The 20330-nt window shown below is 73.5% G+C and carries 22 protein-coding genes; 11 read left to right on the top strand and 11 right to left on the bottom strand.

Annotation, left to right across the window (positions count from 1 at the left end):
• Positions 1–100 precede the first annotated feature (100 nt).
• Together OG946_RS14350 and OG946_RS14345 are read left to right on the top strand one after the other, a co-directional pair.
• On the top strand, positions 101–937 hold the full coding sequence (locus OG946_RS14350) for a helix-turn-helix domain-containing protein (protein WP_326796508.1): 837 nt from the start codon (positions 101–103) through the stop codon (positions 935–937).
• Positions 934–1185: a DUF397 domain-containing protein gene (locus tag OG946_RS14345; protein ID WP_326796507.1), complete on the top strand. Its 252-nt coding sequence runs from the start codon at positions 934–936 to the stop codon at positions 1183–1185. Before OG946_RS14350 ends, OG946_RS14345 begins: the two co-directional genes overlap by 4 nt.
• Here OG946_RS14345 and OG946_RS14340 read toward each other — a convergent pair.
• Positions 1148–2428 (bottom strand): glycosyltransferase family 4 protein, encoded by a 1281-nt coding sequence (locus OG946_RS14340; protein WP_326796506.1) that lies wholly within the window; start codon positions 2426–2428, stop codon positions 1148–1150. The two genes, OG946_RS14345 and OG946_RS14340, sit on opposite strands and share 38 nt — an antisense overlap.
• A 140-nt stretch (positions 2429–2568) precedes the next feature.
• Between OG946_RS14340 and OG946_RS14335 the strand changes: the two genes are divergently transcribed.
• On the top strand, positions 2569–3162 hold the full coding sequence (locus tag OG946_RS14335) for a hypothetical protein (RefSeq protein ID WP_326796505.1): 594 nt from the start codon (positions 2569–2571) through the stop codon (positions 3160–3162).
• A 461-nt stretch (positions 3163–3623) separates the two neighbouring features.
• On the opposite strand, the gene OG946_RS14330 is transcribed toward OG946_RS14335, so the two are convergent.
• On the bottom strand, positions 3624–4355 hold the full coding sequence (locus tag OG946_RS14330) for a DUF7873 family protein (RefSeq protein ID WP_326796504.1): 732 nt from the start codon (positions 4353–4355) through the stop codon (positions 3624–3626).
• Positions 4356–4486: 131 nt separating this feature from the next.
• On the opposite strand from OG946_RS14330, the gene OG946_RS14325 reads away from it, so the two are divergent.
• Entirely contained in the window at positions 4487–4996 is a 510-nt protein-coding gene (locus OG946_RS14325) for a DinB family protein (RefSeq protein WP_326796503.1), read from the top strand.
• Positions 4997–5062: 66 nt separating this feature from the next.
• On the opposite strand, the gene OG946_RS14320 is transcribed toward OG946_RS14325, so the two are convergent.
• Both OG946_RS14320 and OG946_RS14315 read right to left on the bottom strand, forming a co-directional pair.
• The gene (locus OG946_RS14320; RefSeq protein WP_326796502.1) at positions 5063–5965 is read right to left on the bottom strand and encodes a GNAT family N-acetyltransferase; all 903 of its coding nucleotides are present in this window, start codon (positions 5963–5965) and stop codon (positions 5063–5065) included.
• Between the two features lie 370 nt (positions 5966–6335).
• Positions 6336–6731, bottom strand: a complete 396-nt coding sequence (locus OG946_RS14315; protein ID WP_326796501.1) for a RidA family protein — start codon at positions 6729–6731, stop codon at positions 6336–6338.
• 62 nt (positions 6732–6793) lie between these two features.
• Between OG946_RS14315 and OG946_RS14310 the strand changes: the two genes are divergently transcribed.
• Together OG946_RS14310 and OG946_RS14305 are read left to right on the top strand one after the other, a co-directional pair.
• A complete protein-coding gene (locus OG946_RS14310) occupies positions 6794–7768 on the top strand; it encodes a helix-turn-helix transcriptional regulator (RefSeq protein ID WP_326796500.1) in 975 nt (324 codons plus the stop codon).
• 128 nt (positions 7769–7896) lie between these two features.
• Positions 7897–8547, top strand: coding sequence for a hypothetical protein (locus OG946_RS14305; protein ID WP_326796499.1), 651 nt, complete (start codon positions 7897–7899; stop codon positions 8545–8547).
• 9 nt (positions 8548–8556) lie between these two features.
• Here the strand turns inward: OG946_RS14305 and OG946_RS14300 are convergent, their stop codons facing one another.
• The 3 genes from OG946_RS14300 to OG946_RS14290 form a co-directional block, all read right to left on the bottom strand.
• A complete protein-coding gene (locus OG946_RS14300) occupies positions 8557–9570 on the bottom strand; it encodes a helix-turn-helix domain-containing protein (protein WP_326796498.1) in 1014 nt (337 codons plus the stop codon).
• A 421-nt stretch (positions 9571–9991) separates the two neighbouring features.
• Positions 9992–10909 carry a GNAT family N-acetyltransferase gene (locus OG946_RS14295; protein ID WP_326796497.1) on the bottom strand — a complete coding sequence of 306 codons (918 nt, stop codon included), beginning with the start codon at positions 10907–10909 and terminating at the stop codon, positions 9992–9994.
• Positions 10910–11428, bottom strand: a complete 519-nt coding sequence (locus OG946_RS14290; protein ID WP_326796496.1) for a winged helix-turn-helix transcriptional regulator — start codon at positions 11426–11428, stop codon at positions 10910–10912.
• A gap of 121 nt (positions 11429–11549) precedes the next feature.
• Here OG946_RS14290 and OG946_RS14285 point away from each other — a divergent pair, with 121 nt between their 5' ends.
• A complete protein-coding gene (locus tag OG946_RS14285) occupies positions 11550–12431 on the top strand; it encodes an NAD(P)-dependent oxidoreductase (protein WP_326796495.1) in 882 nt (293 codons plus the stop codon).
• Positions 12432–12461: 30 nt separating this feature from the next.
• Here OG946_RS14285 and OG946_RS36100 read toward each other — a convergent pair whose 3' ends face one another.
• The 3 genes from OG946_RS36100 to OG946_RS14275 all read right to left on the bottom strand — a co-directional run bounded on the left by OG946_RS36100 (position 12462) and on the right by OG946_RS14275 (position 16226).
• Positions 12462–13568, bottom strand: a complete 1107-nt coding sequence (locus tag OG946_RS36100) for an outer membrane protein assembly factor BamB family protein (protein WP_442814357.1) — start codon at positions 13566–13568, stop codon at positions 12462–12464.
• On the bottom strand, positions 13484–15142 hold the full coding sequence (locus OG946_RS36095; RefSeq protein ID WP_442814356.1) for a protein kinase domain-containing protein: 1659 nt from the start codon (positions 15140–15142) through the stop codon (positions 13484–13486). Before OG946_RS36095 ends, OG946_RS36100 begins: the two co-directional genes overlap by 85 nt.
• 226 nt (positions 15143–15368) lie before the next feature.
• Positions 15369–16226 carry a VOC family protein gene (locus tag OG946_RS14275; protein WP_326796494.1) on the bottom strand — a complete coding sequence of 286 codons (858 nt, stop codon included), beginning with the start codon at positions 16224–16226 and terminating at the stop codon, positions 15369–15371.
• 237 nt (positions 16227–16463) lie between these two features.
• On the opposite strand from OG946_RS14275, the gene OG946_RS14270 reads away from it, so the two are divergent.
• Together OG946_RS14270 and OG946_RS14265 are read left to right on the top strand one after the other, a co-directional pair.
• Positions 16464–17111: a TetR family transcriptional regulator gene (locus OG946_RS14270; RefSeq protein WP_326796493.1), complete on the top strand. Its 648-nt coding sequence runs from the start codon at positions 16464–16466 to the stop codon at positions 17109–17111.
• A gap of 94 nt (positions 17112–17205) precedes the next feature.
• The gene (locus OG946_RS14265; protein WP_442814355.1) at positions 17206–18459 is read left to right on the top strand and encodes a flavin-containing monooxygenase; all 1254 of its coding nucleotides are present in this window, start codon (positions 17206–17208) and stop codon (positions 18457–18459) included.
• Positions 18460–18547: 88 nt separating this feature from the next.
• Here the strand turns inward: OG946_RS14265 and OG946_RS14260 are convergent, their stop codons facing one another.
• Positions 18548–19366: a class I SAM-dependent methyltransferase gene (locus OG946_RS14260; protein WP_326796492.1), complete on the bottom strand. Its 819-nt coding sequence runs from the start codon at positions 19364–19366 to the stop codon at positions 18548–18550.
• Between the two features lie 450 nt (positions 19367–19816).
• Between OG946_RS14260 and OG946_RS14255 the strand changes: the two genes are divergently transcribed.
• The gene (locus OG946_RS14255; protein ID WP_326796491.1) at positions 19817–20116 is read left to right on the top strand and encodes a helix-turn-helix domain-containing protein; all 300 of its coding nucleotides are present in this window, start codon (positions 19817–19819) and stop codon (positions 20114–20116) included.
• A gap of 10 nt (positions 20117–20126) precedes the next feature.
• Complete coding sequence (locus OG946_RS14250) at positions 20127–20321, top strand: hypothetical protein (RefSeq protein WP_326796490.1); 195 nt, start codon at positions 20127–20129, stop codon at positions 20319–20321.
• Positions 20322–20330 lie beyond the last annotated feature (9 nt).

Genomic DNA, 20330 nt, shown 5'->3' with positions numbered 1-20330 from the left:
ATCCCCACGGTGCCGCTGAGGCGAATACCCTGGCCAGGCGTACAGCCCCTACGGAGAGTGCTGTACCGGACACGTACCGCACGTGGGGAGGCGATTCAGTATGGCGGAATCCAAGGGTCCGAGTCGACCGGTCGAGGGTGAGGGGGCGGGGATCCTGCGGGCCTTCGGGCGGCAGCAGAAGATCCTGCGTGAGCGGGTCGGCATCACACAGCCGCAGTTGGCTGGGCGGATCGGGTACAGCGAGTTCATGGTCGGGGCGGTCGAGCAGGGGCGGCGGATCCCGCGTCCGGAGTATGTCGACCAGACGGATGTGGCAGTGGACGCGGGCGGGTTGCTGAAGGTGATGAAGGAGGAGCTGGCGCGGGTCCGGTACCCGACGTTCTTTGAGGACTTCGCCGCCCTGGAGAAGGCGGCGGTGGAGTTGCACGCGTACGACCCGCAGGTGGTCTGGGGCCTGCTGCAAACCGAGGAGTACGCCCGCGCCGTCCTGCAGGCCCGTCGTCCGCCGGTGCATGAGGACATCATCCAGCAACGAGTTGCCGCTCGACTGGACCGACAGGCGATCTTCGATCGCCAGCCCGTGCCTATTCTGAGCTTCGTGCTGGAAGAGACCGTGCTGCGACGGCCGATCGGTGGAAAAGGCGTGCTGCGCGGCCAGTTGGAGCATCTCCTTCTGACCGGGCAGCGGCCGAACGTCGAGATCCAGGTCATGCCCACGGACCGCGAAGACCACGCCTGCCTGGACGGGGCGCTGACCTTGCTTGAGACCGAGGACCAGGGCAGGATTGCGTACGTGGAGGTGCAGGGCACCAGCCAACTGATCATGGAGCGGGAAAGGGTCCGCGAGATCGAGGGGCGCTATGGCATCATCCGGGCGCAGGCGCTGGCGCCTCGCGAATCACTCGACTTGATCGAGAAGGTCTTGGGAGAGCTATGAGCACGCTGGCGTGGTTCAAGAGCAGCTACAGCGACAGCGAAGGCGGCAACTGCATCGAGGTCGCCCGCACCTGGCGCAAGTCTTCTTACAGCGGCAGCGAAGGCGGCAACTGCGTCGAGGTTGCCACCACCCCCGCCGCCGTTCACGTCCGTGACTCCAAGGACCCCGACGGCCCCACGCTCACCTTCTCCGCCGACGCCTGGCAGGCGTTCACCGACTTCGCCCGCGGGCTCGGCGCAGGGCGGTAGCAGCCAGGTACCGTGCCGCGTAGGCACTGCCGTAGGCCGTGGCGCGGAAGCGTAGGGCCAGGTTGCGGAGCAATCCGCGGGGGCGGGGCCGTGCCGCCAGCTCCGTGAAGATCGCCTCGTGGCGGGCGGCGATCCGGGCCGGGTCGAAGCGTTCGGAGGCGACGAGGGCTGCGGCTCCCATGCGGCGGCGCAGGTCGTCGTCCTGGATTAGCTCAAGGAGCGCGTCCGCCACGGCGTTCGCGTCGCCGACCGGTACCAGGCGGCCGTCCACGCCGTCCTCGATGATCTCGCTCGGCCCGTGCGGGCAGTCCGTGGAGACGACCGGCAGCGCACAGCGCATCGCCTCCACGATCGTCATGCCGAAGGACTCCTTGTGTGAGGTGACCGCCGCGATGGAGCCCTTGACCCACTCACTCTCCAGGGACTTCGCGTTGCCCATCAGGAAGACGTGCTCCGTGAGCTGGAGATCGGCGATCTGCGCCCGCAGGGCGTCGCGCTCATTGCCCGTGCGGTCGCCGCTGCCGTAGATCCGTAACGTCCAGTCGGGGCGGGCGGCGACCACCTTGGAAAACGCCTCGATCAGGAGGTCGTAGCGCTTGACCCGGGTCAGCCGGCCGGCGGCGACGACGACTTTCGCGGTGCCGTCGGCGGGGGCGACGGCCGGTGTCGGCACGCTGTTGGGGACGGCCTCGATGCGGACGCCGGGGAGGTTCAGGCGGGTGCGGTAGGCGTGGGCGTCGGCTTCGGTGACGGTCGTGACGGCGTCGAGGAGGCCGTAGCGGATGCCGAGTTCGCGGCGGAGGCGCCCGCCGTGGCCGTCGAGCGTGAGGTGTTCCTGGGCGACGCGGACGGGGCCGCGGCGGGTCTGGCGGGCGATGTGGACGTTGAGCCCGGGGCGGGTGCCGACGACGACGTCGGCGTCCACGGTGCGCAGATAGGCGCCTATGCGGTCGTCGGTGAGCTTGCTGTACTGGTTGTGCCGGCCGTCCCCGCGTGGGAAGACGCGGGCGGGTTTTCTGTGGTCCGGCAGGTCGCCCGCGTAGGCCGGGCTCGTTCGGCGCAGGTCGACGAGCGAGCGGATGGGGATGCCGCCCGGGGCTTCCATCATGGGCTCGTCGCGGTGCCGGAAGACGGAGACCAGCTCCACGTCGTGGCGCTCCGCGAGGGCCTGGGCGAGGTTGAAGGTCGTACGGATGGTGCCCCCGATTCCGTACGTATTGTGCAGCAGGAATGAAATGCGCATGCGTGGTCCGTGCCCCCCAGAAGTAGTCGAATCCGACTCTAGTTGTTCGCCGCAGGTGCGCCTTCTGTTCTTCCGGTGGCGGGAGGGGCGCGTGGGACGTAGCGTCGGATGGGGGACTACGGCATCGGAGGAGTACGAAGATGCTGGAGAACACCACGCGCAACAAGCGCTACGTCGTCGGCTCCGTCCTCGTTCTCGCCGGTGTGGTGGGCGTGGTCTGGAGCGTCTGGCGGCCCTGGTACAACGGCCGGGACGGTCGCTTCTACGGGCTGGGCAGCGTCTTCGACGGGATCTCCGGGACCCGGGCGCAGCTCTTCGGCTCGATCTTCCTGCCCTTCGCGTTCGCCGCGCTGGTGGCCATCTACGGGACCTTGACGCGCTCGCGCCGCCTCGTCGTCCTCGCCGCGCTGCTGGTGCTCTTCATCACGGCGCTGTGGATGCTCCGGCAGAGCCAGGCGGTCGGCGGGCTGAAGGTCAGCACGGACGGCACGGGGCTGGACGTCGGGACGGCGAACGCCGTGATCGGCGTCGCGCTGATGCTGGTCGGCGTGGGCGTCTGGGGCAAGCAGCAGCGCCACCCCCTCACCCCGCCCGCGGAAGAACCCGAGCCGGAATCCCACCTCCGCTCCGTCTCCACCACCGGCAAACCCGGCCGGTCCGGGCGCCCCGGTGAGCCGGAAGCCCCCGAAGAGCGCCCCGACGACCGCCCCGAGGAGCCGCCGCGCGCCGCCTAGCGTCGCTAGTGCTGTGACCGGGAAGGTTCACCGGGTTGCTCGTTCACAGCACATGCCGCGGGCACGGAACGTGACGGAGCCCGGGAGCATGTCCAGCTCCCGGGCTCCAGCTTGCCACCCATTTGCGCACACCGGCGGCGTTGAAGAACCGCGGGTCATGTTGAGATCGACGTGTTCTGCCTTTGAACTACAGCGCCACGAGAGAGGCGCCGGAGGGACTTGAACCCCCATCCGTCGATGTTCGCCCACGCTCGGTCGATCCGGTGTTCGGCGGCGAATGCTGAGACTGGAGCGAGAATCTGAGTTTCACGGGGCCGCCTCTGCCAGGCTTGGGCCACCCCCGCACGTGGTGCGGGGAGAGGGATTCGAACCCCCAACTGACACCCCTTATCAGCTTCGACATCAGTTTCAGCTTGCGCTCATCGCGCACCCTCCGCTCGCGACGGAGGGCGTATGTAGGGCTACTGGAAGAGGTAGCCGAATACCGCGTCGCCGACCCGCTGGTCGGTGACCTCGGTGTTGTTCGCCTCCTCGCGGGCGAACTTGACCGACTGCTGGAGCTTCTCGACGCGGTCGAGGAGCTCGTTGACCCGCCGGGCGGGCAGCGCGCCGGAGAACTTCACCGTGGTCCAGTAACCGACCGGGACGTCCTCGTAGTACACCTCGACCTGCGCCGGGTGCTTCTCCGTGGCCTCGGCCTTCACGTGGTTGCGTGGAACCTTCTTCGTGCGGATGGTCCGCACCGGGTCCGTCTTCCACGAGTCCGTCGAGGGGTCCAGGTTCCACGACTCGGAGGCGTCGAGCACCGGCAGCTTGCGCACGAAGGTGTGCAGGTCGGTGAGTTGCTTCTCCAGGAACAACAGGTACGGGACCGGCACCTGGGGCAACAGCACCGTACCGTCGACCACCACGTCCGCGACCGCGGACCGGTTCGCCCAGTCCTTCGTCGCGGTCACGTCGAAGAGCCGCGTCAGCGTCCCGGCGGTTGCCCGCAGGGCGTCCTCGGCCTTGATCTGCACCCGCGTGGACTCGGGGGGAAGCTGCTCGCCCTCCTCGTCCTTGGGCTGGTAGGTCCGGGAGATGCCGGCCAGCAGGGCGGGCTTCTGCACGTCCTGGTGAACCTGGGTGAGCTCTTGGAGAGCCTTGGACTTGACGCCCTTTTCGACTGCGATGATCTGATTCAGCTTCGGCACACGGCAAACCTAACAACCCCGCGCCGCACGCACATCCGATTAAGGCCTGCCCCGTCCCTTCCGGGCCCGGCGGTTGCGTGTCCGGGGAGATACTGGCCCGGAACCGCATGCACGACTGAGGGGTACGGCACGTGACCGTCGACAACCGTGTGGGACCGCCCCGCCTGGGCAGCGAACGCGACACGCTGCGGGCCTGTCTCGACTACCACCGCGCCACTCTCGCCATGAAGTGCGAGGGGCTGAGCGACGAGGAGCTGCGGCGGCGGTCGATGCCGCCGTCCACGCTCTCGCTGCTCGGTCTGGTGCGGCACATGGCGGAAGTGGAACGGGCGTGGTTCCGGCGGGTGTTCGAGGACCACGACGCGCCCATGGTCTGGTCCGACCGGATCGACTTCCAGGCGGCGTACGACGCGAGCAGGTCGACCAGGGCCGAGGCGTTCGGCGCCTGGGAGGCGGAGGTCGGGCGGTCGCGCCGGATCGAGCGGGAGGCGGAGTCCCTGGACCTGGTCGGGTACCAGCCGAGGTGGGACGAGGAGGTGTCGCTGCGGATGGTGATGGTGCACGTACTTCTGGAGTACGGGCGGCACAACGGGCACGCGGACTTCCTGCGCGAGGGCATCGACGGGACCGTGGGCGCCTGAGCCGCGCGGGTGCCGGGAGTCGTAGGGCGAGGGGCCCGGCCCGGTGCCGGGCCCCCGCCTGAGGTGCTACGCCTTCAGGTCCGCCGGGTGGAAGTTGATGCGCTCCCGCGCGACGGGATAGCCCGCCTTGGCGAAGTTCGCGGCCATGGGGAAGTTCCCCCGGTCCGTCGCGGCGCTGACGAACTCCGCGCCCTGCTCGACGAGGAAGTGCGTGCACTCCGCGAGGAGGTCGTAGGAGTAGCCGTGGCCGCGCTGTTCGGGGACGACGCCGATGAAGCCGACGATCGGGCCCGAGGGGTTGTGGGCGGGGATGTGGATGCCCGCCAGCTCGCCGTCCGGCGTGTACGCGGTCTGCCACCACTCGCGCGGGGAGGGGCACCAGTGGAAGAAGTCCAGCTCTTCCTGCGCCGCCTGGTCCAGGCCGCCTTCCCCGATCGCCTTGAGCGCGTGGGCGTCCAGGGTGGCGGAGTGGATGCGGCGCAGGGCGTCGAAGAACACGCTGTCGTCGGGTTCGGCCCTGAAGCGCAGCCGGCCGGGGCGCTCGGGGAGGCCGTGGTCGGGGGTCCAGCGGTAGAGGAACCGCTCGACGAGGAGTTCGTATCCTGCGGCGCGGGCGGCGGCGAAGCGGGCGTCGGCGGCGGCGCGCAGGGCGGGTTCTTCGCGCCAGCCGCCGGGCAAATTGATTTCGAGTTCGACCCGCCAGGGCACGGAGCGCAGGAGCTGGGTTCCCGCCTCCTCCTCGCCTTCTGCCACGTCGAACCAGTTGACGCTGAGGGGCTCCGCGTCGTCGGGGCCGCCCCACCAGGCGCCGCGGGCGACGACCCGGCCGTCGCGCAGGGCGACGTGCTTCCACGCCGTACGGAACGTGGTGCGGCGGTGGCCTTCGCGGGCGCCGAGGGGGTCGGGCAGGGCGTCGAAGAGATGGGCGTCGCTCTCGGTGAGCGCACGGATGATGACCGGATCGGTCATGGATTCCTCCGGGATACGGGCTTTGCGGCGCGCTCCCGTCAGGACATACGAACCACGCCGGACTGCGGACGAGGGGAGCGCTGGGTAAGGGTGAACTTCACGGCACTCGCCTCCTTCCGACCGTCTCAGGGCGTGCCGTCACACAGTAGGTGATCACCGCGGATCCGTCCACGGATTTACGGCCCGGGGAAATCCCTTGAGGTGCGCCGCCCGCACCCGGGAAACCGGGGGGCCTGTCCGGCGGCGCCGTCCGCCGGCCGGGCCCCACGGTGCCGGGCTCCGGTTCGCGTCGGTCCGTACGGGACCCGGAAGCGGCCCGGCCGACTGCTGCCGGAGTGCTACGGCCGGCCGGGCCCCGTCCCGGGGTGCGCTACGCGGCGGCGGTGGCCTCCAGTTCGACCAGGAGGGTGGGGATCGCCAGGCGGGTGACGCCGAGCATCGTCGTGGCCGGGGCCGCCTTCGCCCCGGCGAGGCGGGCGGCCAGTTCGCCGTAGTGCGGGAAGAGGGCGTCGACGTCGGTGGTGTAGACATTGAGGCGGACGAGGTTCTCCAGGGACATGTCCGCCCCGGCGAGGACCGCCTCCAGGTTGTCGAGGCTGAGGGTGAGCTGTGCGGCCATGTCGCCCTCGTGCTGCGGCCGGCCCTCGGGGCTCATGGCGGTCTGGCCGGAGACGAAGAGGGTGCGGGTGTGGCCGGAGACCAGTTCGCCCTGGTTGAAGCCCATCTCCGTCGACCAGGTGACCGGGTTTATCGCTGTACGTTCCATGGGCGTCAGCCTCGCAACGAATGACGACATCCTGTGTCGTATATCCTGCTAGATTTTTTCATATGCGCGCCGATCGCCTGGTCTCGCTGGTCCTCCTGCTCCGCCAGCGCGGCCGGCTCTCCGCGGCGACGCTCGCGCGCGAGCTGGAGGTCTCCACCCGCACCGTGCTGCGCGACATCGAGGCCCTGTCCGCGGCCGGTGTGCCGGTGTACTCCGAGCGCGGCCGGCACGGCGGGTTCGCGCTGCTGCCCGGGTTCCGTACGGAGCTGACCGGGCTCAACCACGACGAGGCCCTCGCCCTCCTCATCGCCGGATCGCGGCGCGGCGCACAGGCGTTCGGGCTCGGCTCGGCGCTCGCGTCCGCGATGCTGAAGGTGGTCGACGCGCTGCCGCCCGGCTACCGCGACACCGCCGCGGGGGTCGCGGAACGGCTCCTCGTCGACCCCGGGACCGACCTCCTCGCGCGCCCGCTCACCGCCGACGAGGTACCGGACGACGTGATAGCCGCCATCCGCGGCGCCGTGTTCGCCGGGCGGAAGCTGAGAATCCGCTACGCCCCCGAGGGGCGGGCCGCGGGGTGGCGCACGGTGGACCCGATCGGCCTGGTGACCGTACGGGACAAGGGCTACCTGCTCGCCGCCCGCGACGGCGCCGACCGCACCTACCGCCTCTCGCGGGTCCGCGCCGCGGAGGAACTCCCCGAACCCGCGCAGCGCCCCGAGCGCGTCGACCTCGACCGCGCGTGGCAGGAGCGGAGCGCCCGGTTCCGTAGCGGCGGGGACCAGGTCGCCGTGGCGGTACGGATCACGCCGCGGCGCCGCGAGGAGCTGGTGGGCACCGCGCTCGCCGTACTCGCCGAGGACGTGGAGCCGGACGGGCGGCTGCGGCTGGAGGTGGCGTTCCAGGACGCACGGCACGCCGAGTGGGCGGTGTGGCAACTCGCGACGGACGCCGAGGCGTTGACGCCCGAGTGGCTGCGTACCGCCCTGCGCGACCGTGCCGCGGCCCTCGCCGCCCACTATGCGTCGCCGTCCTGAACCCGCCGCCGCGGGGCCCACTCTGATGCCGTTCGGTGACAGAACCGGCACCCGGCGCGCATGTCCGGACCCCATAATCCCTGTGACTTCACGCCCCGTTGACTACGGGCCGACCACGGGGAGACCACATGCACCGCACCATCGTGTCCACCGCCGCAGCCGTCGCACTCGCCACCGTCCTCACGGCGTGCGGGGGTTCCGACCTCTCCGTCGGGGACGACGGCGCCGACGTCGAATCCAGCCAGGGCCCGGACGCCGCCGCCGACGCCGGCGCCGTGCCGTCCGACACCGAGCAGACGCCGACCGCCGCCCCCAGCAGCACGGAGCCGTTCGGCGCCAAGGTCGGCGACACCCTCTCGCTGTCGGGTGCGGCCGGACTGGGCGGCTCGGGGCAGGTACAGAGCGACACCACGCTGAACGCGTACGAGGACGACGCAGAACCGGCGATGGCCACCTTCGGGGCGGGCCCCGGGCAGCGCCTGGTCGCGGCGGAGTTCACGATCCTCAGCACCGGCGACACCGCCTACGACGACCCCGGCAACATCGGGGCGCAGGTCGTCGACGCGGACGGGAACGCCTACGCCGCCAAGCCCGGCGACCCCACCGCGGGGACGTCCCTCCCCCTCAACCTGTACCTTCCGCCGGGCGAGGAGGCCACCGGCTGGATGATCTTCGACGTGCCGGAGGACGCGGAGATCACGAGCGTGACGTACCAGATGGACCCCCTTCTGCAGCCCGACGACAAGCAGAACAGGGGCACCTGGACGGTCCTCGACTGAGGCGGTCCGCTACGGCGGCGGGGTCAGGCTGACCGTGAACTCCTGCTCCGCCGCGCCCGAGCAGCGGGTCCGGGCGATCTCGGCGCCGGGGGCGGTGTCCTCGTCGCGCGGCGCCAGGCACTCGCCGGTGTCCGGGCGGATGCGGAAGCGCCTGTCCGCCCCCTTGCCGGCCGCTTCGAGGCGGAAGCGCTGCGCCGGGTCGTCGTCGGCGCACGCCTCGCGCGGTTCGAGCAGGCCGCGGCCGGGGCCCTCGCCCATGGCCGTCAGGCAGCCGATGCCGTGCTCCGGGTGATGCCACTGGATCTGCACGGCGCCGTCGCCGACCGGTTCGAGGTAGACCCGCGGCAAGGCCGCCTGCGCGCAGGGCTGCTGGGCCGCGACGGCCGAGCGGTAGCGGCCCGTACGGTCCGTACCCTCCGAGACGCACAGCTCGGGGCTGCGGGCCGGACGGATCTCCGCCCAACTGCCCACGGCCTTGAGGCCGAGCCCGGGCACCGCAGGATTGCTGACCGCCGCGCGCGGCTCGCCGGGCCCGGAGCCGTCCGGCAGCAGCGCCTGTACGCCCAGCGTGCCCCCGGCGCCGATCCCCACCGCCGCCAGCAGCCCGGCCGCCCACCGCCACCGCGGGACGGGCGCGGCAGGCGGGGGAGCCGGCTCGCGGTCGTCGTCCTTCTCGGGTGGCGGGGGTGCCTGTTCGTGGGCGGCGATGCGGCGGCGTGCCTCCAGCCACGGGCCGACGTCCTGTTCGGCAAGGCCGCAGGCGCGGGTGAAGGCGTCGACGAAGCGCTCCCGGGGGAGCGAGGTCCGGCCGAGGGTGGTGGCGATGGTGCTGGCCGGGAGGGAGTCGGCGTACGTACCGGCCTTGGCCTCCAGTTCGCGGTACGTCAGCCCGGACCAGGTGCGCAACTCCCGCAGCGCGGCGAGGTACTCGGCGCGGGTACGAAGCTGCCCCGGCTGGGGCGCCCGCGAGGGCTCCGGCTGCGCCGGCTGCCGCCCTGGTAAGCCGTCCTCCTCGTGGATCACGCCCCCAGCATGGCGGCACCGGCGGAAGCCCGCGACCATGAAATCGGCCTTGTTCGCGGGCGTTCCATGGGCGTTCCATGGGCGTTCGGAACAGGTGAGCCCTGTTCCGAACGTACGCGAACGCCGATCCGCCTTGTCAGGTCCGCACTGCGGCACACATTCTCGGTCCCAGTCGCCGCAACCGCTCGGCGGCGGGGCCGGTCACGGGGGGCGGCCGCGCTACGCCGGGCGCACGGCGAGCCGGTCCTGGCCCCGGGACCGGCACGGGCCGGGGCCGTCGCGGGGGAAGCCCGCGGCGGCTCCGTCCCCGACGAAGAGGTGAGCGCCGTCAGGGGCCCCGTACGGGGGGCGGGGCCCGGTCGGCCCCGGGACGCCCCGGGGGCTGCGGCCCGGATGCCGGCGTGCGTCTCGTCCGCGGCCCTCACGGTCCTTCGGCGCGGGGGCGGGTGAAGGCGTGGAGGACGTCGATCTCGGTGAAGCCCGCGCGGTCGTAGAGCGCGGCCGCGGCCGTACGGTCCCGGACGTCCTGGGCTGTGGCGTCGGTGTCGTCGTCGTCCAGCAGCAGGATGACCTGCGTCGCACGCAGATCGTCCGCCAGCGTGGCGAGCGCGGAGCCGAGGAGGCGGCGGGCGAGGCCGCGGCCCCGGGCGTGCTCCTCGACGCCGATCCACCACAGGGCGCCGTAGCCGCCGTGGGCGCCGATGAGGGCTTCGCCGACGACGGCCTCGCCGCGCTCGTCCCGTACGGTCAACTGCCGCTTCCGCGGGTCGTCGTCGGGGCCGGGGCCGACGAGGAGGCCCGGGACGCGGGGGAGTTCGGGGGCGGGAAGCTCACGGCGGAGGTAGCGCCAGCGGCGGTGGTCGGCGAAGCCGGCGCGGACGAGGGCGGCGCGGGTGGCGGGCCGGTGGCGTACGGGCAGGCACTCCAGGCCCAGGCTGAGGGCGGAGGTGATGTGGAAGGCGTCGACGGCGCGGGGCGCGAGGGCGGCGACGGCGTGGTCGGCCAGCGCGCGGGCGACGGGGGCCTGTTCGCGGCAGTGGGCCCAGAGGATCAGGCCGGTGTCGTCCTGGGGGCGCAGCGCGTAGGACGCGACGCCCTGTACGTCGCCGCCGGGGGCCTCGGCGACGGCGGTGACGGGCGGGTCCAGCTCGGCCCACCAGTCGGCGTCGGCGCGCGACCGCCCGGCGAGGGCGTCGGCGAGCATGGCGGGGGTGGCGGGCGGCTGCCCGGGGAGCCGGTCGGCGTTGACGAGCCGGAGGACGGCGGGCTCGTCTGCGGGCGCGTAGGGCCGGACGGTGAGGCGGGCGGGGGAGGGCGGGGCGAGGGGGCGACGACGCATCTACAGGGCCTGCTCGGCGTCGCCGCGGACGGGGGCGGGTGCGGGGGCGGGATCCGGCGCGGGTACGCGGGCGGCCGGCGGCCCGGCGGCGGTCCCCGGCGCAGGTACGCGGACAGCCGGCGGCCCGGCGGCGGTCCCCGGCGCAGGTACGCGGACAGCCGGCGCCCCGGCGGCGGTCCCCGCCGCCGCGACCCGCTCCCGGCCCCAGTCCGCCAGCGGCACCAGCGCGGCGTTCAGCCGGGCGCCGGAGGCCGTCAGGGAGTACTCGACGCGGGGCGGCACCTCCTCGTACGACACCCGCCTGACGATCCCGTCCGCCTCCATCTCGCGCAGGTGGGAGGCGAGGACCTTCTCCGTGATGCCCGGCAGCAGGCGGCGGAGTTCGCCGAAGCGGCGGGCGGGGCGGTCGTCGAGCGCCCAGAGGATCAGCACCTTCCACTTGCCGCCGATGATCTCCATCGCGGCGTCGATGCCGCAGACGTGACCGTCGGGAGCCCCGGGCCGGTTCAGCGTGGTCATGCTCTCCCCTCCCACTTCCGCACCCCCGGACCCCCGCCGAGGTGCTCGCTCACCCCAGGGTAACCACCCACTCCGAAGTGCGTACTTGATCGTCTACGGGCCTGTGACCAGCCTTGTCTTCATGACACCGCACACCGTTGACAAGACCCCCGCGACCCTCCTCGGCCTCGGCGCGATGGGCACCGCGCTGGCCCGCACCTGGCTCGCCGCCGGCCACCCGACGACCGTCTGGAACCGCACCCGCGCCCGCGCCGAGGCGCTGGCCGCCGAGGGCGCCCGTACCGCGGACAGCCCTTCGGCGGCGGTCGCGGCGAGCACCCTCGTCGTCGTCTGCCTGCTGGACGACGTGTCGGTCGGTGAGGTCCTGGCCGGCACGGACCTCACCGGCAAGGACCTGATCAACCTGACCACCTCGACCCCCGCCCAGGCCCGTACACGCGCGGCGTGGGCGAGCGACCGGGGCGCGCGCTACCTGGACGGCGGGATCATGGCCGTACCGCCGATGATCGGTGTCCCGGAGACCGGCGGCTACGTGCTCTACAGCGGCTCGCGCGACGTCTTCGACCACCACCGCGACACCCTGGCGGTCCCGACGGGCGCCACCTACGTCGGCGAGGACCCGGGCTTCGCGGCGCTGCAGGACGTGGCACTACTGAGCGCGATGTACGGCATGTTCGCCGGTACGACGCACGCCTTCGCGCTGATCCGCAGGGAGAACCTGGACCCGGCGGCGTTCGCCGGACTGCTGACCGGCTGGCTCACGGCGATGGCTCCGGCGGCACACGCCATCGCCGCCGGACTCACCGCCGACGCGGCTCCCGAGGAGGAGGTCTCCAGCCTCGCCATGCAGGTGGCCGGCACGCCCACGTTCCTCGACACGGCCCGCCAGCAGGGCGTGAGCCCCGAACTGCTGGCCCCGTACTTCGAACTGATGCGCCGCGGCCTGACGGAGCAGAACGAGGCGAAGGACCCCAAGGGCCTGGTCGACCTCCTCCTGCGCTGAGGCCGGGCCCCTCCTGAAGCCGCTCGCGCGTCAGCGGCGGGCAGTGCCCTTTTCGGCGTCCAGGGCGTAGACGCAGCGGTCCTTGCTACAGGCGTAGACGACGCCGTTGGCGACGACCGGGGAGCCGGTGATCTCGCCGTCCGTGGCGAGTTTCCAGCGGAGTTGGCCGCCTACGGCGTCGACGGCGTAGATGCAGTGGTCCGCGGAGCCGAAGTGGACGCGGCCGTCTGCGGCGACGGGGGCGCCGATCAGGTCGCCGCGGGTGGCGAAGCGCCACATCGGGGTGCCGGCGACGGCGTCGAGGGTGTAGAGGGCGGCGCCGCTGCCGACGTGGACGTGGTTGTCGGCGACGAGGACGGGCTCGATGGACTGGCGGGCCTCGGTGGCGATGCGCCAGCGTTCGCGGCCGTCGGCGGCGTCGAGGGCGTAGACCGTGCCGAGGTGGTCGGCGACGAAGACGCCGCCGCCGGTGAGGGCCGCGCCCGGGGCGTACGCGGGCGGGCTGAGGATCACCGCGGGGGCCTCGAACGTCCAGCGCAGCGTGCCGTACGCGGCGTCCAGGGCGAGGACCCGCTTGCCGGCCGCGGCGAAGACGGTGGGGCCCGCGGCCACGTCGTCCGCGGGGTGCAGCCGCACCGGGACGCCGCCGCAGGCGGCGGCGTCGCCGATGGGGTACGACCAGCGTTCGGCGCCGGAGCGGGTGTCCAGGGCGCGCAGGCGGCCGTCGCCCCAGACGTAGACCGTGCCGTCGTGGGCCAGCGGCCCGGCCTCCTGGGTCTCGAACTCCGTCTGGGCGCCGCTCAGTTCCCACAGCGGCTCGCCGGTGGCGGCGTGCCGGGCCTGGAGGCCGCCGCCGCGGGTGCCGGTGACGACGGTGCCGGCGGCGACCTGGAGCGAGTACACCCAGCCGCCGGTGCCCTGGCGCCAGTGCTCGCGGCCGTCGGCGGCGTCGAGGGCGTACAGGCTGGGGCCGTCCGAGGCGTGGATCAGGCCCTCGGACAGCGCCATGGACCAGGCGACCTCGCGGGTCTTGAACTGCCGTCTGCCGCTGGTCACATCGAGGGCGTGGACCTCGAAGGAGGTGACGTAGAGCAGGTTTCCGGAGACGACGGGCTTGCCCCACACGTCGTTGGACATCCGGAACCGCCACGGCCGCCACCGCGCCGGCTCCTGCGGCGCCGCCTCGGCCGGGGGCGTGGGTGCCGTGGTGGGCGGGGAAGCGGCGGGCGGGTGGCCGCCGGAGTGCGCGGCGGGCGCCTGCTGGGTGCCGGGCGCGGCGGCCGAGCCGCGGGGCCTGGCCCAGCCCAGGTCGAGCCCGCCGTCCGCGGCGGCGCGGGCGCGGGCGGCGCGGGCGTCCACGACGCGGGGCCCCGGGCCGATGGGCACGGCGGCGCCGACCAACTGGACGTCGGCGCCGGGGCCTGCGGCGGCGCGGCGGCCGGAGAGGCGGCGGCGGAGGCGGCGGCCGGCTGCGGGGGCACGCGCTCCTGCGGCGCCGCGGGGGGTGCGCCCTGCGCACCGCCGGGCGCAGCATGGGCGGGCCCCGCGCCGGGGCCGGGACCGTGGGCGGGTCCTGACCCGGGTGGCCCGGCGTGCCGCCCGGGGGCGGAGTGCGGCGCGGAGTGCGGTGCCGACTGGGGTGCGGAGTGGGGCGCCGACGGCGGCGGCGCCTGCGGTACGCCCGCCGCTCCCGGACCCGCCGACGGCGGGTGCGCGGGCCGCGGCGGCATCGACCGGCGCGAGGCGGAGGACCCCCGCGACCCCCCGTGCCGCCCGGAAGAGCCCCCGTGCGCCCCGGCCCCGCCCAGCGTGGCCGCGGCCCCCCGGCGCGTCTCGATCATCCGGATCGCCGTACGCGGCAGCCACGCCGACGCCGTACCGCTGTCGTCGCCCCCGGCGCCGAACAGGTGCGGCGCCAGGTCGGACTGCAGCGTCTCGGGCGAGGGCCGGTGGTCGGCGGTCATCTGCATGCACGCCTCGATGAGCGGCCGCAGCTCGTCCGGCAGCCCCTCCAGGTCGGGCCCCTCGCGCAGCAGCATGAACACGGTCTCGACGGGGTTCGCACCGTGGAACGGCGCGTGGCCCGTAGCGGCGAAGACGAGGGTGGAGCCGAGCGAGAAGACGTCGCTTGCGCCCGTCACGCTGCGCGAGTCGCGCGCCTGTTCCGGCGACATGTACGCGGGCGTGCCGACGGCGACGTTGGTCATGGTCAGCCGGGTGTTGGAGACCCCGGACGCGATACCGAAGTCGATCACGCGCGGCCCGTCCTCCAGGACCAGCACGTTGGACGGCTTGAGGTCGCGGTGGACGAGCCCGGCGCCGTGGATGGACTGCAGCGCCTCCGCGACGCCCGCGGCGATCCACCGCACGGCCTGCGGCGGCAGCGGCCCGCAGTCGTTGACCATCTCCTCCAGCGAGGGCGCGGGCATGTACGCGGTGGCGAGCCACGGCACGGCGGCCCGCGGGTCGGCGTCGACGACGGGGGCGGTGTAGAAGCCGCTGACGGCCCGGGCGGCCTCGACCTCGCGGGTGAAGCGCACGCGGAAGAGCTGGTCCTCGGCGAGCTCGGTGCGGACAGTCTTGATCGCTACGCGGCGGCCGGACGCCGACCGCGCGAGATAGACGAGACCCATCCCGCCGGCGCCCAGCCTGCCGAGCACCTCGAAAGGACCGATCCGCCTCGGGTCGTGCTGCGCAAGCTGCTCGACCACGTAACCATCCACCTCCCCGTGGGGGGCTCCCGGAACCGGGCCCCCCTGCAGCCTCTCACCGCAGGCGTACGGCCGTCAGTCCCGAAAGTACGCCTGCCGATTCTCCACTCCGGAACGCGCCGGGGCTAACCCGGGGGGCGGCTCCGGACACCGCCGCCCCTGGAACCGCCGGGTCCGGTGGAACCCCGCGGGCCGCGCGGGGCGCGGGGCGCGGGACAGCACCGGGTCAGGTCCCGTCGGCGCTGGTGGCGGGGGCGGAGGGCGGCTCCGCTGTGCGCTCGCCGGGAGCGCCGCCGGCCCCGGCCGGCGCCCCGTCCATCACCGCGAACGCCGCCCCCTGGTTGTCCACCACCACCGCGAACGTCGCCCCCGGGATCTCCTGCCGGTCCACGAGCACCCGCCCGCCCGCGCGCCGTACCGTCCGCAGCGCGTCGCCGACGTCGCCGACCCGGAAGTAGACGAGGAAGTGCGGCGGCATCTCCGGCGGCAGCACGTCGCCGACGATCGCCCGCCCCGCCACCTGGCGGCCGGACTCCGGCAGCGTCCACGCCTTGAAGTCGCCCGCGTCGAACGGGGGTGCCTGCAACTCGTAGCCGAAAACCGCCGGGTAGAAGGCGTCGGCCGCGTCCCCGTTCCGTACGTAGACCTCGGTCCAGCAGAAGGAGCCCGGCACGTCGGTCACGCCGAAGCCCGGCCGCTCGCCCGCCTGCCAGACGGAGAAGACGGCGCCGTCCGGGTCCGCGACCGTCGCCGAGCGGCCGGCGTCCGAGGCCGCCACCGGCTCGGTGAGCACGGTGCCGCCGGCCCCGCGGACCTTCTCCACGGTGCCGGCGAGGTCGGGGGTGGCCAGGTGGATGCCCCAGGCGGTGGGCATCCGGCCGTCGCGCTTGGCGACGAGCGCGGCGATCGGCCTGCCGTCGAGGTACGCCCGGGAGTGCCGGGGGAAGCCGGGGCCGGCGCCCGTACCCTCGCCGCCCTCCGTGAACGTCCAGCCGAACAGCTCACCGTAGAAGCGCTCACCGGCGCGGAGGTCGGGGAGTGTGGCGTCGGCCCAGCAGGGTGAGCCCTCGGCGAATGCGGCCATGACCGTCGTCGTCCTTCCATGGGACCGTGAGGGGAATGATGGGGGACAAGAGGGACGGGGATCGCGCGATGGGTCGCATCGCCAACGTATCCGGTGCGGACATGGGCTCTTGCGAAAATACCCCGAACGTCGCGTCAATTCTGTTCGAGGGTGACAATTCGCGCACTTCCGACCGTGTGACCTCCCCGTTTGCCCTCGTCAGATCGCGGTTCGATCACGCGTCGGTAAGCTGACGACATGACAGGTCAAGTTCGGACGGTCGACGGCCGTGTCGCCGGCCGGCGCGGCCAGGCGACCCGCACCAAGTTGCTCGCATGCCTCGGCGAGATGCTCGACTCCTCGCCGTACCGGGACGTGAAGGTGATCGACGTCGCCCGCAGGGCGGGCACCTCACCAGCGACTTTCTACCAGTACTTCCCCGATGTCGAGGGCGCGGTCCTGGAGCTGGCGGAGCAGACGGCCAAGGAGGGCGCCGGCCTGACCGGGCTCGTGGCGGGCCGTTCGTGGACGGGCAAGTCCGGGGCCCAGGCCGCGGAGGAGCTGGTCGACGGGTTCCTCGGGTTCTGGCGGCGGAACGAGGCGATCCTGCGGGTCGTCGACCTCGGGGCCGCCGAGGGCGACAAGCGGTTCTACAAGATCCGGATGAAGATCCTCAACTCCGTCACCAAGTCCCTCACCGAGTCGATCAGGGAGCTGCAGGCGAAGGGCAAGGTCGACGAGGCCGTGCACCCGGCGGCGGTGGCCGGGTCGCTGGTGGTGATGCTCGCCGGGGTGGCGGCGCACCAGAAGGCGTTCCAGACGTGGGGTGTGAAGCAGGCGGACCTGAAGCCGTCGCTGGCGCTGCTGGTGCACCTCGGGGTGACGGGCCGGAAGCTGCCGAAGTAAGTGTGAGCGCGCAGCGTAGCGGCTGCTGAATCGTTAGTGCACGGAGCCGGGCAAGCCGCCGGACGGCGGCCCCTGCGGCGCTACGCTCACCCGCATGTCTCATGACCGTGTCCCATCAGATCGCGGGCGGCCGCCGGGTGGCCGGCCGTCGGACGGGCGGCAGCCGGGTGGCCGGGACGAGCGTCCTGTGCTCGTCGTCGGCGGCGGCCCCGCCGGGCTCGCGACGGCGGCGGCGCTGCGGGCGGCCGGGGTCCGGGCCGTGGTCCTGGAGCGGGGTGCCCGGGTCGGCGACTCGTGGCGCCGGCACTACGACGGGCTGCGGCTGCACACGCCCCGGAGGATGTCGGAGCTGCCGGGCATGCCGCTCCCGCGCCGGTACGGGCGGTGGGTGGGGCGGGACCAGCTCGCGCACTACCTGGAGGAGTACGCGGAGGGCCACGAGCTGGAGATCGTGCACAACGTGGAGGTGGCGCGGGTCGACCGCGCGGGCACGGGAGCCGGTTCTGGAGCCGGTTCCGGGTCTGCGTCCGGTTCCGGGTCCGGGTGGACGGTGGCCGCGACCGGGGGCCGCGTCCTCGACGGCCGCCGGGTCGTCGTCGCCACCGGGTACTGCCACACCCCGTACGTACCGGACTGGCCGGGGCGCGACACGTACCGCGGCGAACTCCTGCACGCCGCGCACTACCGCGACCCCGCCCCGTACGAGGGCAAGGACGTCCTCGTCGTCGGCGGCGGCAACACGGGCGCGGAGATAGCCGTGGAGCTGGCGGCCGGCGGTGCGAAGCGGGTGCGGCTGGCGGTACGGACGCTGCCGCACGTCGTCCGCAGACCGGCCGCGGGCTGGTGCGCGGTGGCGGGCCGGCGGCTGAGCGGCGTCCTGCCGGCCGGGACGGTGGACCGGCTGGCGGGCAGGGTCAGCCGGATCGGGGTTCCGGACCTCGGCGCGTACGGCCTGCCGCGCCCGGCGAGCGGCCTCTACACCCGGCTGCGGGAGGGGGCGGTCCCGGTCGTCGACACGGGCCTGGTCGCGGCGGTACGCGACCGCCGCGTGCTCCCGGTCCCGGCGGTGGCGGCCCTGGACGGCGACGGCGTCATCCTCGCGGACGGCGACCGCGCGGAACCGGACGTGGTGATCGCGGCGACGGGCTGGCGACGGGGGCTGGAGGAACTGGTAGGCCACCTCGACGTGCTGGACGCCCGCGGCCTGCCGCGAGCGCGGGGGTGGCGGTCGCCGGAGGGGGCGCGGGGGCTGCACTTCGTGGGGTTCACGGGGCCGGCGAGCGGGAGCCTGCGGGAGATCGGGGCGGAGGCGGGGGAGCTGGCGCGAGAGGTGGCGAGGGAGGACTGAGGCGGGGCGGCGGACCCGGTCGCGCCCACCGAAGCCGGCCGGAACCGGCGCCAGCCAGGCACCCCCCGCCCGCCTCACGCCGGTCACCTCACGCCGGTCGCCGGAACAGGGCCGTCCACAGGAACGCCTCGCCGAAGTACGCCGACTCCGCCCCCTCGTCCCGCATCCGCCGCAGCTCGACCTCCTCCCACCCCAGCGCCCCGAAGATCCATCGCAGCGACTCCGCCGTGTACGCCAGCCCGCCGTGCAGCCGCCCGTCCCCGTACAACTCGGCGTCGGGCAGCTCCGACCCCATCCCGCCGGCGCCGGCCGCGAAGCAGGCGAGGCCGAAGTGCCCGCCGGGTGCGACGTGCGCGCGCAGGAGGGCAAGGTAGCTGACGCGGCGGTGCGGGGGCAGGTGGTGGAAGCAGCCGGAGTCGTAGACGAGGTCGTACGGGCCGCCGCGCGGCGGGCGGGGCCCGGCACGCAGGGGATCGGACTCGTCGCGTACGAGTCCCGCATCGGCGCGTACGGCATGGGGCTCGGCGCGTACCAAGTCGAAGGCGTCACCCCGGTGGAACGCCACCGCCACCCCCGCCTCCCGCGCCCGCTCCTCGCCCCACGCGACGGCGGTGGCGGAGAGGTCGACGGCCTCGACGTCGAAGCCGCGCCCGGCGAGGAAGACCGCGTTGCGCCCGGGGCCGCTGCCGAGGTCGAGGGCCCGGCCGGGGGCGACGAGGCCGCGGTCGAGGTACGTGGCGAGGTTCTCGTCGGGCTTGGCGACGAAGAACGGGACCTCCCGCTCCCGGTCCGCGTAGAAGCCGTCCCACCAGCCGCCGCCCCGGTCGCTCCACCGGTCGGCGCCGGCCTCGAACATCCCGTCCAGCAGCCGCAGTACGTCCTCCACGGACCGTACGTCCCGCTCCATGCGCGCGCCCCTTCCCGCCCGAGGAGCCCGACCGTACGTGACCGCGTCCGGAAACGAGGACGGTGCCCGTCCGACGACTTCCCCTGATGGTCATCGGACGGGCACCGTGTGGGCCGCTCACCTCATCGGTGTAGAAAGCGGCCGACCGCTCGGCCCGGCTTTTCCCCCTGTTGCGGGCCTGAAAAGAGAATGGCAGGGGCCGATCAACGTTTGGTTAATGCCCACGTCAAGCTTTCGTTCAGCCCCTCCGGGGCGGGCGCGCAGGCGGGCTGGGCGGACATGGCGTACGGGGCGTACGGGGCGCCGCCGCAAGGGAGTTGCGGGGACATTGGCGAGTAATCGCCAGCATTGCGCGGGGACGTCCGGATTCCTTGACCCGCGTCCGGCCGCCGGAATACCTTCGCGGCTGCCATGCCACTGCGAAACGGGGGGCTGGGAGGACTGACTGTCGTGGGCCAGAGGAGGACGAGCCTGTGCGAGGCGGCCACGGAAGGGCGTTTACGGGCTCCGGGGGACCCGGACGGCATCCCGCTTCTGACCGAGCGTGAGCGGCAGACGCTCTTCCTCGTCGGTACGGGCGCGGGGAACCGGCTGATCGCGCGCCGGCTGGGGATCTCGGAACGGACGGTACGGGCGCATCTCAGCAACGCCGTACGCAAGATCGGGGTCCGCTCCCGCGCGGAGGCGGCGGTCTTCGCGTTCGCCTATCTGGACCTCGTCGACATCCCGGCGGCCGCGGAACCGAGGTGAGGGCGTCCCGATGGCATCGAAGCCGCTGCGCCCGCCGCCGGACCACCCGGGCCTGACGCTCACCGTCTACCACGTCTCGCGGTCCGGCCGCCGCGGCCCCGCGAACCGTACGCGCTACCGGCCCTCGGACGGGGACCCGGTGCCGCTGCCGGGGCGCTGGCCGCCGTGCCGCTGCGCGCGCTGCGGGGGCCGGGCCCATAGCTGAGACGGCACG

Source organism: Streptomyces sp. NBC_01808 (assembly GCF_035917395.1).
Taxonomy (GTDB): Bacteria; Actinomycetota; Actinomycetes; order Streptomycetales; family Streptomycetaceae; genus Streptomyces.
Note: the sequence above shows the minus strand (reverse complement) of the source record. Positions and strands in the feature narration are given on the sequence as shown.

Bases quoted from the DNA above. Each gene is read 5' to 3' on its own strand.
- OG946_RS14305 (WP_326796499.1), top strand. From the start codon at position 7,897: ATGCACCGCACCATCGTGTCCACCGCCGCAGCCGTCGCACTCGCCACC.
- OG946_RS14285 (WP_326796495.1), top strand. From the start codon at position 11,550: ATGACACCGCACACCGTTGACAAGACCCCCGCGACCCTCCTCGGCCTC.
- OG946_RS14260 (WP_326796492.1), bottom strand. From the start codon at position 19,366: ATGGAGCGGGACGTACGGTCCGTGGAGGACGTACTGCGGCTGCTGGAC.
- OG946_RS14350 (WP_326796508.1), top strand. From the start codon at position 101: ATGGCGGAATCCAAGGGTCCGAGTCGACCGGTCGAGGGTGAGGGGGCG.
- OG946_RS14295 (WP_326796497.1), bottom strand. From the start codon at position 10,909: ATGCGTCGTCGCCCCCTCGCCCCGCCCTCCCCCGCCCGCCTCACCGTC.
- OG946_RS14270 (WP_326796493.1), top strand. From the start codon at position 16,464: ATGACAGGTCAAGTTCGGACGGTCGACGGCCGTGTCGCCGGCCGGCGC.
- OG946_RS14265 (WP_442814355.1), top strand. From the start codon at position 17,206: ATGTCTCATGACCGTGTCCCATCAGATCGCGGGCGGCCGCCGGGTGGC.
- OG946_RS14315 (WP_326796501.1), bottom strand. From the start codon at position 6,731: ATGGAACGTACAGCGATAAACCCGGTCACCTGGTCGACGGAGATGGGC.
- OG946_RS14345 (WP_326796507.1), top strand. From the start codon at position 934: ATGAGCACGCTGGCGTGGTTCAAGAGCAGCTACAGCGACAGCGAAGGC.
- OG946_RS14290 (WP_326796496.1), bottom strand. From the start codon at position 11,428: ATGACCACGCTGAACCGGCCCGGGGCTCCCGACGGTCACGTCTGCGGC.
- OG946_RS14320 (WP_326796502.1), bottom strand. From the start codon at position 5,965: ATGACCGATCCGGTCATCATCCGTGCGCTCACCGAGAGCGACGCCCAT.
- OG946_RS36100 (WP_442814357.1), bottom strand. From the start codon at position 13,568: ATGTCCAACGACGTGTGGGGCAAGCCCGTCGTCTCCGGAAACCTGCTC.
- OG946_RS14250 (WP_326796490.1), top strand. From the start codon at position 20,127: ATGGCATCGAAGCCGCTGCGCCCGCCGCCGGACCACCCGGGCCTGACG.
- OG946_RS14310 (WP_326796500.1), top strand. From the start codon at position 6,794: ATGCGCGCCGATCGCCTGGTCTCGCTGGTCCTCCTGCTCCGCCAGCGC.
- OG946_RS14340 (WP_326796506.1), bottom strand. From the start codon at position 2,428: ATGCGCATTTCATTCCTGCTGCACAATACGTACGGAATCGGGGGCACC.
- OG946_RS14335 (WP_326796505.1), top strand. From the start codon at position 2,569: ATGCTGGAGAACACCACGCGCAACAAGCGCTACGTCGTCGGCTCCGTC.
- OG946_RS14275 (WP_326796494.1), bottom strand. From the start codon at position 16,226: ATGGCCGCATTCGCCGAGGGCTCACCCTGCTGGGCCGACGCCACACTC.